General features: G+C 35.2%; 13 protein-coding genes. 4 read left to right on the top strand and 9 right to left on the bottom strand.

The features are described from left to right. Window positions 1-51: 51 nt before the first annotated feature. On the top strand, window positions 52-705 hold the full coding sequence (locus P178_RS0109035; protein ID WP_027065927.1) for a hypothetical protein: 654 nt from the start codon (window positions 52-54) through the stop codon (window positions 703-705). 5 nt (window positions 706-710) lie between these two features. Here the strand turns inward: P178_RS0109035 and P178_RS0109030 are convergent, their stop codons facing one another. From P178_RS0109030 to P178_RS0109020, 3 genes are read right to left on the bottom strand one after another with little or no spacing between them, the layout of a single operon-like run. Next, window positions 711-1,088 (bottom strand): PH domain-containing protein, encoded by a 378-nt coding sequence (locus tag P178_RS0109030; RefSeq protein WP_027065926.1) that lies wholly within the window; start codon window positions 1,086-1,088, stop codon window positions 711-713. A gap of 20 nt (window positions 1,089-1,108) precedes the next feature. Next, window positions 1,109-3,286, bottom strand: a complete 2,178-nt coding sequence (locus tag P178_RS0109025; RefSeq protein WP_027065925.1) for an acylase — start codon at window positions 3,284-3,286, stop codon at window positions 1,109-1,111. Window positions 3,287-3,333: 47 nt separating this feature from the next. Then, on the bottom strand, window positions 3,334-4,380 hold the full coding sequence (locus tag P178_RS0109020) for a TPM domain-containing protein (protein ID WP_027065924.1): 1,047 nt from the start codon (window positions 4,378-4,380) through the stop codon (window positions 3,334-3,336). A gap of 162 nt (window positions 4,381-4,542) precedes the next feature. Here P178_RS0109020 and P178_RS0109010 point away from each other — a divergent pair, with 162 nt between their 5' ends. Together P178_RS0109010 and P178_RS0109005 are read left to right on the top strand one after the other, a co-directional pair. Beyond that, on the top strand, window positions 4,543-6,282 hold the full coding sequence (locus P178_RS0109010; protein ID WP_027065923.1) for an ABC transporter ATP-binding protein: 1,740 nt from the start codon (window positions 4,543-4,545) through the stop codon (window positions 6,280-6,282). Between the two features lie 44 nt (window positions 6,283-6,326). Further along, a complete protein-coding gene (locus P178_RS0109005) occupies window positions 6,327-7,952 on the top strand; it encodes a pentapeptide repeat-containing protein (protein WP_027065922.1) in 1,626 nt (541 codons plus the stop codon). On the opposite strand, the gene P178_RS0109000 is transcribed toward P178_RS0109005, so the two are convergent. From P178_RS0109000 to P178_RS0108980, 5 genes are all read right to left on the bottom strand, one after another. Further along, window positions 7,947-8,279 (bottom strand): 2Fe-2S iron-sulfur cluster-binding protein, encoded by a 333-nt coding sequence (locus P178_RS0109000; RefSeq protein ID WP_027065921.1) that lies wholly within the window; start codon window positions 8,277-8,279, stop codon window positions 7,947-7,949. The two genes, P178_RS0109005 and P178_RS0109000, sit on opposite strands and share 6 nt — an antisense overlap. A gap of 36 nt (window positions 8,280-8,315) precedes the next feature. Next, complete coding sequence (locus P178_RS0108995) at window positions 8,316-8,663, bottom strand: four helix bundle protein (RefSeq protein ID WP_027065920.1); 348 nt, start codon at window positions 8,661-8,663, stop codon at window positions 8,316-8,318. A 41-nt stretch (window positions 8,664-8,704) separates the two neighbouring features. Continuing rightward, window positions 8,705-9,763: an NAD(P)/FAD-dependent oxidoreductase gene (locus P178_RS0108990; protein WP_027065919.1), complete on the bottom strand. Its 1,059-nt coding sequence runs from the start codon at window positions 9,761-9,763 to the stop codon at window positions 8,705-8,707. Between the two features lie 72 nt (window positions 9,764-9,835). Then, window positions 9,836-10,078: a NifU family protein gene (locus P178_RS0108985; RefSeq protein ID WP_027065918.1), complete on the bottom strand. Its 243-nt coding sequence runs from the start codon at window positions 10,076-10,078 to the stop codon at window positions 9,836-9,838. A gap of 2 nt (window positions 10,079-10,080) precedes the next feature. Then, complete coding sequence (locus tag P178_RS0108980; protein ID WP_027065917.1) at window positions 10,081-11,223, bottom strand: Mrp/NBP35 family ATP-binding protein; 1,143 nt, start codon at window positions 11,221-11,223, stop codon at window positions 10,081-10,083. A gap of 193 nt (window positions 11,224-11,416) precedes the next feature. Here P178_RS0108980 and P178_RS0108975 point away from each other — a divergent pair, with 193 nt between their 5' ends. Then, window positions 11,417-13,090 (top strand): amidase, encoded by a 1,674-nt coding sequence (locus P178_RS0108975; protein WP_081819408.1) that lies wholly within the window; start codon window positions 11,417-11,419, stop codon window positions 13,088-13,090. Window positions 13,091-13,302: 212 nt separating this feature from the next. Here P178_RS0108975 and P178_RS0108970 read toward each other — a convergent pair whose 3' ends face one another. Next, on the bottom strand, window positions 13,303-13,968 hold the full coding sequence (locus P178_RS0108970; RefSeq protein ID WP_027065915.1) for an ABC transporter ATP-binding protein: 666 nt from the start codon (window positions 13,966-13,968) through the stop codon (window positions 13,303-13,305). Window positions 13,969-14,017: the final 49 nt, after the last annotated feature.

Below are 14,017 nucleotides of genomic sequence, written 5' to 3'. Positions count from 1 at the left end.
GTACGCATGGCAGGGTATTTGTTATCTTTATTTCATCTTATATACTATTCGATGAGAAAACTTTTTTTTCTTTTTATTATTTTGTTCTCCTTTTCTGCTGTACAACTTTCTGCGCAAACAGATTTGCCTACATCAAAGCCGCTTAAAATTGAGAGTGTAAACCCTATCGAACCAAAAGGTACTCCAAGTGCCGGGGCTGTTCTTAATATGCCTAATTTGATTAAAGAACAGCCAAGTGTAAATATGAAAGACCCTAACCCAGTAAAAATGCTGCGCGATGAAGAATTAGTGCAAGCTGGTACAGGTATGAAAATAGACCCACGTATTGGACCTGGTGAACGATTAGGTGGATCAGGGCAATATTTTGCGGATCAATACCTAGGTGATGTAAAAAGTACAGGGAAATTTATAGGCATTGTTTGCAGAGACCATGAATACGTAGATGGGGATCGAGTAAAAATCTATATGAACGACCAGGTAGTAGAACACAACCTATTATTGACAGGGGCATTTAAAGGTATTAATGTAGACCTGCAAGACGGCTTTAATCGTCTAGACTTCGAAGCACTAAATCACGGATCTTCTGCACCAAACACAGCACAAGTAGATGTTTACAATGACAAAGGAGAATTAATCTATTCTAATAAATGGTTACTATCCGCAGGTTCTAAAGCAACCTTAATTGTCACCAAAGAGTCTATGTAATTCAACTACATTACTTTACCGGCTAAATACCGTTGTACTTCATATACATCAATACTCTTATTAAATTTCTTACTTACGCTGGGTAAATTCTCGCTAGAAATCCAAATCTTTAACTCTGCATCTAAATCGAAAGTACCAGACGTTTCTAAAGAGAACCTAGATATGTTTTTATAGGGCAACGACTTATATTCTACCTTACTCCCTGTTAAACCTTGAATATCAATTAATATCAAACGTTTATTAGTGAACATAAATACGTCTCTTAGAAGAGAAAAACCTAGTTCAATTTGTTCCCCTTCAATTAGTAATCTGCCATATTTTTTTAATAATTGCTCTGCAGAAACTTCACTTGCATTCCCTAATATTTTATTCAATAAGCCCATAATTTCTTTACTTATTTAAATTATCTATTACCCGGACTATACGTTTCCTCTGCTCTTTTTAAAACATCTTCACGATAATAAAGAACTTCTTTCCAATCTATATTTTTATATTTTTCAATTTGATTATCAAAATGTGGCGAGGCAGGATCTCCACTTTGCCCACCAGCTAATATACTCTTGGCTTTTACTTTTTCTCCAAATTCCACTACTGCCACAAAACTATTACCCCGTGTACCATATATTTTTTTTGCACCTTCAGTGGTATAACGAGCTCCATAGGCTGCCAACGCTCCCCATCTACCAGAAGCAAACCCTATAGGAATACTTGGCTTGGTATCATCAAAATGCTGTATAATATCACCTGTTGTACGTTGATACCTATTCACTTCTCCCCAAGGCATTTTCCATGTTCCAAAATCTGCAGTCAGTTCATTTATCACTTCTTCAAAAACTTTTACAGCTTCTTCAGTATGTGTTCCAAAATAAGTCATGCGCTCCATATCACTTATATTCTCTGGGTGTTTTGCTCTGTTACCCATAGCCGTACCATAGAAATGTGCCAAGGTCATTGCCACCTGATTTTCACCTGTAGTATAATCCCAATTTTCTAATACAGAAATTGGTTCTCGTAATTTCGGGTTCTTATCGTCATGAGCATTATACGCTTTTACCAAACCAGGAATCAATGCCTTAAATGCAGGCATATAAGGATCATGAGCTAATTGAATTAGACTATCTATTGTATACCCCTTTCTGTCTTTTAATAATTCTATTGCATGTACACCTCTAAAGTTTTCTTGGTCTTTAGACATGTAATATGGGTAATCTTCCTTTTTTGGACTGAATTCTAAAGCGGAAGTATACGGTGTAGAATTACAGTTCTGTATCCAACCATTTTCTGGATTCAATACCAAAATATTCTCATCTACTTTATGTAACCCTTGCCAATCGGTTTTTGGGTTACTGCCGTCCACAGGTTCAGCATAATTAAATTGCACATCGCGTTTTGGCACAAAATTACCATGGAAATAAGCAATGTTGCCTTCCGCATCTGCATAAACGGTGTTGTTACTTGAATTGGTACGAATATCCATCATATCTAGAAAGCCCTTATAGCCATTTTGCTTTGTACGAATAAATGACTGCTCTAGCGCTTTAACCGGTTCCCACATCATTGCTGAAGCTGTCCATTGACCATCGGCAACGTGGGTTATGGGACCATGATGCGTTCTATATGCAGGATATTTCTTTTCTTTAAGTTCATTACCATCTTTATACTTCAATATTATTTCAGATGATTTTACAGGACGTAGCTCCTCTCCATATTGGTAGAACAGATTTTCACCATTCTTAACAATGGTTTCCTTAAACTCATCCATAACATCTGTGTAAGTAGATGTATGCATCCATCCAGTTTTTTCATTGAATCCTTGGTACACAAAAAACTGTCCCCAAGTAACTGCTCCGTATGTATTCAACCCTTCTTCCGAAACTACATGAACTTCTCCCCTAAAATAAAATGAAGTGTGCGGATTGATCAATAACAACGCATTACCTGACTGTGTTAACTTACCTGAAATAGCAATTCCGTTAGAGCCTTGTGGCTCTTCTACTTCCTTCTCTTTTTTTAATTTCAACTCTTCCATTTCTGGTAGTGCCATATTGCTATCATAAAAAGCAGCAATCTTCTTTGTTGAAATTCGCTCTATATCTCCACCAATAGACCCTTCGCTAAAATACATAGGCATCCATGGCTCAAAATGTGTCAGTAGCCTTGGTTTCACCTCTGGGTGCGTGTATAAATAGTAATTTATTCCGTCTGCAAAGGCATTGCATAATTCTTTTAACCAAGCTGGACTATTCTCATAATTTGCTTTTGCCTCTTCTTCACTCATGAATAACTTAGCACGTAGATCACTATACAGCGCTTCCTCACCATCAACTTCTGCCAACCTACCTGTTGCCCATATATAATTTTGTTCCACACGATTAAAATCATCTTCGCACTGTGCATACAGCAATCCGAAAACGGCATCGGCATCCGTTTTACCATAAATATGAGGTACGCCAAAATCATCCCTAATAATTTCAACGTTAGCTGCCTGTGCTTCCCATTTATCAACTTGTGGATCTTTTGAGTTTTCAGCCTTACAGCTAATAACTAGTATAAAAGCGAATACGTAAATAATCTTATTCATAAATGTTCTATTGTTGATTTATTCAAGGTATATAAATGTAACTGATTTTACCAACTTCCGCTAGAGCCACCACCACCAGAACTTCCTCCCCCGCCAGAGAAAGAACTTGAGCTACCACCAGAAGAACTACTACCTGAACTGAACGAATGCGTTCCTGAAGATGAAAAGGTTTTTTGATAGTAAGTTTTATCATTCTTTACCCAAGAAATGCTCAAATCTTCTTCACCAGAAATCTTAAGTTTTATAAATGCTATTATTGCGGCAATACCAAAAAATGGAAGAAGTAACCACAGTATAAGACTGGGTTCATCAAAAATAAAAGCTGCAGCTTGGGAATTAGACATGTAAATACTGTAGCCTATAATTAGAGGAACAATTATAAACACCAAACCGAAAGCACTTGAAAAGGATCCTGCCAAAAGCATAAATACCCCAGGCAACACCCCTAATTTACCCATGAACACCCCTCTAAAGACCTCGATAACATTGACATAGCTTTTAAGAAAGAAAAAGCCGCCAACCCCTATAAATATCGAGAAAAATATACCAAGAAATATATTCATATATAGTTTCTCTTTAGAATCTTCGTCGACAATCTCTTTTTTAAACTCCTCTAATGCACTAGGATCATTTAAAAATTCTATAAGTTGATCTGCAGCTTGATTTATTCCCGTGTAATACTCCGCTTCCTTAAAATTTGGAATCATCGTATTTCTTATAATTCTTGAGGCAACGGCGTCTGTAATGTAGGGTTCCAACCCATAACCAACTTCTATTCTAACCTCTCTATCCAGTTCTGAAAATAAAATCAGCAAGCCATTATCCTTGCCTTCTTGACCAATTCCATTTTTATTAAAAAGATCATTGGCATAAGTCTCAATAGTATTAAAGCCCAATTGCTCTATAGTAACCACAACTATTTGATTTGTGGTTTTCTCTTCAAAATCTAATAAACGCGTATTCAATTCAAGAACTTGATGTGGGGTAAATATGTTTGCGCTATCGGTTACATAATCTCGTAGCTCATAATACTGCTCTTGAGCATTGGTATACAACGAAAATAATAGAAGTAATAAAAATGTTTTTTTAAGCATACAACAGTAATACTGATACTCAAATATAAAAACCTTTATTGATATGTTGCTTCTATATCAAAACCTATTCTAGATTCGGTCAAATCTTTAGAATTGAAGTAACTTGCAAAAGTTTTGCCAGCATACTGCATTGGCTTGGCCTAACACCAAATAAAATCACCTATGTCCGAAAAAAAAGTAAGTATATTAACAGCATTTAAAACTATTATTTGGCCTCGTAGAAAATTGGTTTTCCTAGGCTTATTCCTTATTGTTATAAGTAAAGCCGCAAGTTTTGTTGCACCAGTTTCTCTTCGCTATTTTTTAGATGATATTGTTCCCAACAAAGATTATGATTCATTAAAACTTCTTGTAGCTGTTGTAATTTTTGCATTCTTGGTGCAGTCAGTTATGTCTTTTCTACTAACAAAAGTGCTTAGCATACAAGCACAATATATGATTTCTGAACTGCGATCTCAAGTACAGAAACAAGTTCTATCACTTCCTATTCGCTTTTTTGACAACACAAAATCTGGCTCTCTAGTTTCTAGAATTATGAGTGATGTTGAAGGTGTACGAAACCTAATAGGCACCGGACTTGTTCAACTTGTTGGTGGAACAATAACTGCTGTAGTATCTCTAATTCTATTATTGAGAATTAGCCCTACAATGACATTATTAACCTTTGTACCACTTATTCTTTTTGCGGTTATAGCATTAAAAGCTTTTAAAATAATAAGACCCGTTTTTAGAGAACGAGGTAAAATAAATGCGGAAGTAAAAGGTAGACTTACCGAAACTCTTGGAGGCATACGTGTAATTAAAGGATTTAATGCAGAAGCACAGGAAAGTAAAGTCTTCGAAGAAGGAGTTGACAGATTATATCAAAATGTAAAAAAGAGTTTAACCGCTACAGCCATAATGACCAGTTCTTCAACCTTTCTTTTAGGACTAGCGACAACAGGAATTATGATGGGCTTTGGAGGCTATAAAATGATGCAAGGTGAATTAACCACTGGTCAGTATTTTGAATTTACTTTTCTACTAGCACTTATGGTAGCGCCTATTGTACAAATGAGTAATATAGGAAGTCAGTTAACAGAAGCATTAGCGGGGCTAGACCGTACCGAAGAGTTAATGAACAAAGTATCTGAGGCCGATGAAAAAAACCGAACAATTACTCTTTCCAATATTAAGGGTGATATGGTTTTTAAAGATGTTTCCTTCGCTTACGAAGAAGATAAAGATGTTTTGCACAACATAAGTTTTGAAGCAAATTCTGGTGATGTCATCGCCCTAGTCGGTAGTTCTGGCTCAGGAAAATCTACTATTGCAGGTTTGGCAGCTAGTTTCTTAAATCCGGATTCTGGAGAAATCTCTATTGATGGTATTGACCTTGCTACAGTAGACCTAACCAGTTTTAGACAGTTTTTAGGTGTTGTTTTACAAGACGACTTCCTTTTTGAAGGTACCATTAGAGAAAACATACTTTTTCCAAGACCAGATGCTTCTGAAGAAGAATTACAAGCTGCAATTAAAGCTGCGTATGTTGATGAGTTTACAGATAGATTTGAAGAAGGACTTAATACTGTTATTGGAGAACGTGGCGTAAAATTATCTGGAGGTCAGCGCCAGCGTATTGCCATTGCAAGAGCGGTATTGGCAAACCCTAGAATATTAATATTAGATGAAGCAACTTCTAATTTAGATACTGAAAGTGAAGCATTGATTCAGAAAAGTTTGGCTGAATTGACCAAAGGAAGAACTACTTTTGTAATTGCCCACCGTTTAAGTACCATTAGAAAAGCGAATCAAATCTTAGTAATTGAAAACGGACGCATTGCCGAACAAGGTACTCATGAAGAGCTAATTCTTAAAGAAGGTAGATACCATAACTTGTTTACGTATCAGGCTAGGATATAGTATATTTACTTTCCCCCTAGTTTTTTTATCTTAAAATAAATAAAGTGAATTTAAAAAAGGAGGCAATTAAAAGAATTGCTTTATCTAGGAATAAAGCTCAATCCCTAAAGGAAAATCAAAGCAAAAAAGCTAACAAACATATTAACTGGCCAGCTTGGCTTTCAGCCTTAGCTAGTATAATCACCACTATATTTATATTTGTTCAATTAAGAATATCAGATTATCAAAGTGATATTTTTGATATACAGACAGATATTTTAAATCAACAGACTAAGTTAGTAGAAATCCAAAATCAACTATTTAAAGAATCAAATATCAAAGTCGACTCACAGAATGCACTATTTGGAAGACAAAATAAATTAGTTGAGTTTCAAAACGAAAAAACCGATGCACAAAATTATCTTATCGACAAACAAAATACTTTATTAGATTTTCAAAATGATAGAATTAGTCAACAAACAAACCTTCAAGAAGCTGACCGTCGAAGCTCTATAGTTTACCTCTTTAGCAATGTTTTGGACAAAATTGATGAGGAATTAAAAACATCAAATGAGAGAAAGTTATCCTCAGAACTTATTGCAAGAATTGCTTCATTAACTCAAGCATTAAAACCCTATAAATATCTTGCCAATGACACTATCACAAAAAGAGCAATTAGTCCTGAAAAGGGGCAATTATTATCCGCACTAATTAACTTTAAATTACATCAAAACACCTATGATTCTATTTTTAAAAAATCTAATTTTCAAAATACAGAGCTACAAAGTTCTTTTCTGAGCAGTACCATTTTTAACGGTATTGATCTTACAAATTCTATTTTTATTAATTGTAATATTTCCAATAGTATATTCCGGAATTCAACTCTTACCAATACTATATTTAATTATTCAATTTTTTTTAATACACATTTCATTAAATCTGATTTAACTGACGCAAATATGGCCGTAATCAAAGCGGAAAAAGCAGAATTTCTAGAATGTATTTTACAAAACGTGAATTTTAGTGGAGCTAATCTTCAAGAATCAATTTTTAACAGTAAACAAAATCATATTTTAGAATTTGGAGAAATTTTATATGGTACTTTAACTAATAGCTCCAAAAATCTTAAACCTATAAATGAAGTATCCAGTTATAAAATTATTCACGGTTCAGAAAGCAGTTATATTCATCCAGTAACACAAAAAAATTATTATCAGGTAGTTATAACAATAAACAATATAAATGTAGACACTACCAGCATAACTGATAAAAATTCGAATAATAACTATTTCCCCGATTATTATTTTAAAAACCTTTCATTCAATAATCTAAATATTGACAATATGAAAAATATAGATCTTTCACACTCAAACTTATCGGGGGCGAAAATTTTAAATTACCAAATAATTGAATCAAGTTTTACTAATTCCATTATCACTTCAATTAAGTTCAACAATGTCTCAATTTGGAAAACTGATTTCAATAATTCAAAACTAGATATACAAACCTTTGATAATAATTTTAAATTTCAAATTTCACCAATAATAGCACCTATAAGTCATTATTTTAACTTAAAGCCAAGAAGTAAGGAAATACCTAATATTAATTTTGAAGTATCTGGAGGAATAATAAATTCTCATAACATCACAAAACCCTATACCCATATTTTAGAAGCAAAAGAAAAACTATAACTCCTCTGGTGCCAGTTCTACTTCTAGTCCGTCCATATCTTCAGTGATATGTAATTGACAGCCTAAACGTGAATTATCTTTTACGTTGAAAGCTTCGGATAACATAGCTTCTTCATCATCACCCATTTCTGGAAGTTCAGTATCTGACAATACATAACATTGACATGAAGCACACATAGCCATACCTCCACAAATACCAATTGTACCTTCTGGCGCTAATTCGTATGAACGAACTACTTCCATTAGATTCATGTTCATATCGGTTGGAGCATCTATCTCGTGCAATACTCCATCGCGGTCAGTTATTTTTATCTTGATATCAGTCATTTATAGGATTTAGTAATTAGGGTTCAGTGAACTAGTTTATTTCATGGATTGAATTAGTCCGTAAAGCATTCTAGAAATTTCATTGGACTTATCAATTAATTCAACTGTTCTCTCTTTTGGTAAATATTTTAATCTTTCAGACAAATACAACATAGACCTTACCTCGCTATTTGAACTTGTTGCAAAATATAAAAACCTGATAAAATCAGGGTTAGTTTTTCGGTCAAAACCTTCAGCAATATTATTGGATATTGAAACTGAGGCTCTAGAGATTTGGTCTTTAAAAGAATAATCTTTCAAGTTTATAAAATCTTTATAAACTAAAACAGCTAAATCTTGTGATTTTTGCCAAACTAATAAATCTTCAAATCTTTTTACAGCCATATTTACTAGCTCCTAAATCCTTTGCCCTTACACCTTATAATTTATTCAATCGCTTTCACTACGGCTTTTGGCGCTTCTTTTTTAGTTCCGTCAAAACCGCTTACACCACCTACGGTTGTGTATTTCATCACATATTTTTTATCTGGATGAATTTTTTGAAAAGCACTTTGGCACATTAGCGTTGCTTCGTGGAAACCACAAAGAATCAACTTTAATTTACCGGGATAGGTATTAACATCGCCAATGGCATAAATTCCAGGAATGTTTGTTTGATAATCGAATGTATCTACTTTGATTGCATTTTTTTCAATTTCTAATCCCCAATCTCCAATAGGACCTAGTTTTGGTGAGAGTCCGAATAAAGGAATAAAATCATCTACCTCTAAAACAAGTTCTTCGTTATCATCAGAAATCTTTCTGATTAGAACAGATTCCAATTGCGTATCACCATTAAGACCAATAATCTCTGCAGGTGTAATTAAATTTAATTTTCCCTTATCCTTTAGTTCTTGAACTTTTTCAACAGAATCCAAGGCTCCTCTAAATTCATTTCTTCTATGTACCAAAGTCACTTGCGATGCTACATCTGCCAAGAAAATACTCCAATCTAAAGCAGAATCACCACCACCTGCAATAATTACTTTTTTATCGCGATACACCTCAGGATCTTTAATCATATAGGCAACACCGTTGTCTTCAAATTTTGACAAATTTTCTAACAATGGTTTTCTAGGCTCAAAACTTCCCAAACCTCCTGCAATAGCAACTACTGGTGCATGGTGTTCCGTTCCTTTATTAGTGGTCACCACAAATGTACCGTCTTCTAGTTTTTTGATGGTCTCAGCGCGTTCACCCAGAGTAAACCCTGGTTGAAAAGATTTAATCTGTTCCATTAAATTATCTACCAAATCACCCGCCAATACCTCTGGAAAACCAGGAATATCATAAATAGGTTTTTTAGGATAGATTTCTGAACATTGCCCGCCTGCCTGTGGCAAGGCATCAATTAAATGGCATTTTAGTTTTAGGAGTCCTGCTTCAAAAACGGCAAAAAGACCCGTAGGTCCTGCGCCAATAATCAATATATCGGTCTTAATCATTACTTCAATTCTTTGTAATACCTTTCAAAATTATCAATCTATAGTTTTATAAATCATGACAATTATCAGAATTTAAGCTTCTATATTAATTACTTCTTGTATCTGGGGAGCATATTTTTTTATAGTCATTTCAACACCACTTTTCAGTGTCATTTGATTTACACTACAACCAACACAAGCCCCTTCTAATCTAACTTTAACAGAAGATTCATCATCAATAGATATCAACGTAATGTCACCACCATCGCTTTGTAAAAAAGGTCTGATTTCTTCTAGTGCTTTTTCAACATTCAATTTTAGTTCAGCTGATGTCATATCTATTTTTTATTAACTGGCGAGCAACCCGCCATTGTTGTAATCTTTATAGATTCTGTAGGTGGCATTGTCTTATTTCTAGCAACAACCTCACTAACAACCTTTTTAGTCAATTCTTCAAAAGCTTTCTCTACTGGAGTTCCTTCTTGTAAGGCTGCCGGTCTACCAACATCACCTGCTTCTCGTATACTTTGTACCAATGGCATTTCACCAAGGAAAGGTACCTTCAAATCTTCTGCAAGATGCTTGGCTCCTTCTTTACCGAAAATATAGTATTTATTCTCTGGTAACTCTGCTGGTGTAAAGTAGGCCATATTCTCTACAATTCCCAATACTGGTACGTTTATAGAGTCTTGCTGAAACATCGCTACCCCTTTTCTAGCATCTGCCAAAGCAACTTCTTGAGGTGTACTTACTACAACCGCTCCCGTAATTGGTAAAGATTGCATAATACTTAAATGAATATCTCCAGTGCCCGGCGGTAAATCAATTAGCATAAAATCTAAATCTCCCCAGTGTGCATCAAAAATCATTTGGTTCAATGCTTTAGATGCCATAGGTCCTCTCCATATTACCGCTTGGTCTCTTTGTGTAAAAAAACCAATTGATAATAATTTAACGCCATAACTTTCTACCGGCTTCATTTTAGATTTTCCATCTATGTTCACCGCAAGTGGTTTGTCATTTGCCACATCGAACATTATTGGCATTGATGGTCCATAAATATCAGCATCTAAAAGACCAACTTTAAAGCCCATTTTAGCCAAAGTCACAGCAAGGTTTGCGGTAACGGTAGATTTGCCCACTCCTCCTTTACCAGAAGCAACGGCAATAATATTGGTAATACCAGGAATTGGTTTCCCCTTTATCTCGTTCGTCTTTGGTTTTGCAGCTGGTGCATCGACCTTAACGTTAATTTTAATTTTTGCCTTTTCGTAAACCTCTTTGTGTATGATTTTTAAAATCTCCACTTCGGTCTTTTTACGTGCCTGTAAACTTGGATTTGTAATGGTAATATCAACTTCAACCTCATCACCAAAGATCTGAATATTGGTAACAGCTCCGCTTTCTACCATGTTCTTACCTTCCCCAGGAACCGTAATGTGTTCCAAAGCTTTTAAGATGTCCTTTTTATCTATCTTCATTATATAAATTCATTCTAAACAACAAAGATAATCCTTAGTTATTAGATTAGGAAGCTAGCGTATTGAAAATGAATATGCCATTATAAATAGAACCTCTTATTGGTATATATTCATTTCTAGATTATTTATGATTTTGAAGTCAAAAGAAACTATCTAAAAACTGTAAATTAGAATCTTCTTTAAAATTCAACCAATGTACCAGCCTGTAAAAAGAACTCCGCTTCTATTAACTTTCGTATTTATTATTCTAATAGCTACTGCTTGCTCTAGCTCAAAAAATGAATTTTCTAAAAAGGATGTAAAACGATCTCAAAAACTAGCGGGATTAGATTTTGATAAGAAATATATAGATACACTTTATCCCTATTTAAAAAGAAATAAAGAAGGATATGATACTTTAAGAAAATACACTTTAGATAACGATGTAATACCTGCTGTTCGGTTTAACCCATTACCTTTAAACTTCACCCCGAAAGAACAAGCTGGGTTTCCTGAATGGGAGATTCCGAATGATGTGCAATTACCTGCTAAAGAGGCAGACCTTGCATTTTACTCCATACCTCAGCTCGCCTCCCTCATCAAAAACAAAAAAATTAGCTCTTATGAACTGACGCAGTTTTTTATTGAGCGATTAAAAAAATATAATCCCCTACTCCAATGCACCATAACCATTACCGAAGAAATGGCGCTGGAACAAGCCAAAGTATTGGATGCCGAACTTGCTGCCGGAAACTATCGCGGAATTTTGCATGGCATACCTTACGGTGTAAAAGATTTAATGGCCGTAGAAGGGTACAAAACCACATGGGGAGCAGAACCTTACCGTAATCAACAAATTGAAATGACAGCAACTGTGGTAGAGAAATTACAGGCTGCCGGTGGCGTTTTAGTCGCTAAACTTGTTTCTGGCTCTTTAGCTCGTGGTGATGTGTGGTTTGATGGAAAAACCAAAAACCCGTGGGATACCGAGCAAGGTGCTACAGGATCTTCTGCAGGATCGGGCTCGGCAACCTCAGCTGGGTTAGTTCCTTTTGCCTTGGGTACAGAAACACTTGGCTCTATTACATCACCAAGTAACCGAAACGGAATAACAGGTTTACGACCAACATACGGTAGAGTAAGTAGACACGGAGTGATGAGTTTAAGCTGGTCTATGGACAAAGTTGGTCCTATGGCAAGAAGTGCCGAAGACTGCGCTATTGTATATAGTGTAATTACCGGTAAAGATTCAAAGGATGGTATGACTACCGATTTCCCAGACGGATTTGAACCCAAAAAAGATTACAAAACACTTCGCGTTGCATATCTAAAAAAGGATATAGACAAAGACACCTCGCTTAGTAAAGACAACTTAGAAAAGGCATTGAAGACTTTTAAAGAAATGGAAATTACGCTAGACGAAGTAGAATTACCAAAAGATATTCCCTACAATAGTTTTGATGTGATATTACGAGCTGAGGCAGGAGCTTTTTTCGACGATTTGGTACGTTCTGAAAATGTTGATAAAATGGTGGAGCAAGATCAACGCTCTAGAGCAAATTCTTTGCGTCAAGCGCGTTTTATTCCTGCAGTGGAATATTTACAAGCTAACCGTCACCGACAAGTGCTTATTGAAAAAATGCAGGCTATCATGAAAGATTATGATGTGCTGATCTCTCCTACATTTGGCAACAAACAATTAATTATCACTAATCTTACCGGACACCCGGTTATTGCAATTCCAACAGGATTGGATAAAGAAAAACACCCTACCAGCATCACCTTAGTTGGTAATTTATATGACGAAGCGAGTATACTTTTATTAGCCAAGGCTTTTCAAGACCAAACTGAGTTTGACGAAATGCATCCTGAAGGGTATACAGATTAGTGGTTGTTGGTTGTTGGTTGTTAGAATACCGCATTTTTTTTTCAGGTGGGAACTATTTGTTTTCAAAAGGTTCGCGACAGTTCTCCTGTGCTTAGCCGAAGTACACCCATTATTCAATAAAAAATTGAATAATGGGAACACGAACTGACATTCGAAAATAAATTCTAACCTATAAGTTTTCAACTACGCTCGAAATAACAGTCCGTAGAAATTTAAATCTTTCTACCATCTAAAAGGTTGATAATTCTTGAACCGTACTCCGCATTTTTCTCCGAATGCGTTACTTGAATAATCGTAACTCCGTCCTCTTCATTTAGCTTCTTGAAAAGCTCCATAATTTCTTCGCTTTGCTGTGAGTTAAGATTTCCGGTCGGTTCATCTGCCAATATCAATTTTGGCTTACCAATCAATGCACGGGCTACGCCCACTAATTGCTGTTGACCACCACTTAACTGTGTTGGGAATAAATCTTTTTTACCGACAATATTGAATCTATCTAGCATATCAGCTACCAAAGCCTTGCGTTCAGAGCTTTTTATCTTTTTGTACAACAATGGCATTTCTAGATTTTCTTCCACCGTTAAATCATCTAACAAATGATATGATTGAAATACAAAGCCGATATACTCTTTATACAAATTAGAGCGATATTTTTCTTTTAGGGTATGAACAGATTCGCTCAAGAAACCATATTCTCCTTCATCAAAAGTATCTAACATTCCTATAACATTTAGCAATGTAGACTTCCCTGAACCAGACGGTCCCATAATGGAAATAAATTCCCCTTCTTCTACTTCTAGATTAATATCTTTCAACAAAAATACGCGCTGACCGCCTTGTTGTACCCACTTGAAAATATTTTTTAATTGTAATAACATGTTTTATATAGTGTATTAGTTTGTTAGTGAAATAGTGTGTTAGTTGGTT

The sequence above is a fragment of the Maribacter sp. Hel_I_7 genome (assembly GCF_000688315.1).
Taxonomy (GTDB): domain Bacteria; phylum Bacteroidota; class Bacteroidia; order Flavobacteriales; family Flavobacteriaceae; genus Maribacter; species Maribacter stanieri.
The sequence above is the reverse complement of the archived record's forward strand: the minus strand, read 5'-3'. Positions and strand labels throughout refer to the sequence as shown.

What these genes read in the sequence shown, in the direction of transcription:
- P178_RS0109035 (WP_027065927.1), top strand. Translation starts at nt 52, where the DNA reads ATGAGAAAACTTTTTTTTCTTTTTATTATTTTGTTCTCCTTTTCTGCT.
- P178_RS0109030 (WP_027065926.1), bottom strand. Translation starts at nt 1,088, where the DNA reads ATGGGCTTATTGAATAAAATATTAGGGAATGCAAGTGAAGTTTCTGCA.
- P178_RS0109025 (WP_027065925.1), bottom strand. Translation starts at nt 3,286, where the DNA reads ATGAATAAGATTATTTACGTATTCGCTTTTATACTAGTTATTAGCTGT.
- P178_RS0109020 (WP_027065924.1), bottom strand. Translation starts at nt 4,380, where the DNA reads ATGCTTAAAAAAACATTTTTATTACTTCTATTATTTTCGTTGTATACC.
- P178_RS0109010 (WP_027065923.1), top strand. Translation starts at nt 4,543, where the DNA reads ATGTCCGAAAAAAAAGTAAGTATATTAACAGCATTTAAAACTATTATT.
- P178_RS0109000 (WP_027065921.1), bottom strand. Translation starts at nt 8,279, where the DNA reads ATGACTGATATCAAGATAAAAATAACTGACCGCGATGGAGTATTGCAC.
- P178_RS0108995 (WP_027065920.1), bottom strand. Translation starts at nt 8,663, where the DNA reads ATGGCTGTAAAAAGATTTGAAGATTTATTAGTTTGGCAAAAATCACAA.
- P178_RS0108990 (WP_027065919.1), bottom strand. Translation starts at nt 9,763, where the DNA reads ATGATTAAGACCGATATATTGATTATTGGCGCAGGACCTACGGGTCTT.
- P178_RS0108985 (WP_027065918.1), bottom strand. Translation starts at nt 10,078, where the DNA reads ATGACATCAGCTGAACTAAAATTGAATGTTGAAAAAGCACTAGAAGAA.
- P178_RS0108980 (WP_027065917.1), bottom strand. Translation starts at nt 11,223, where the DNA reads ATGAAGATAGATAAAAAGGACATCTTAAAAGCTTTGGAACACATTACG.
- P178_RS0108975 (WP_081819408.1), top strand. Translation starts at nt 11,417, where the DNA reads ATGTACCAGCCTGTAAAAAGAACTCCGCTTCTATTAACTTTCGTATTT.
- P178_RS0108970 (WP_027065915.1), bottom strand. Translation starts at nt 13,968, where the DNA reads ATGTTATTACAATTAAAAAATATTTTCAAGTGGGTACAACAAGGCGGT.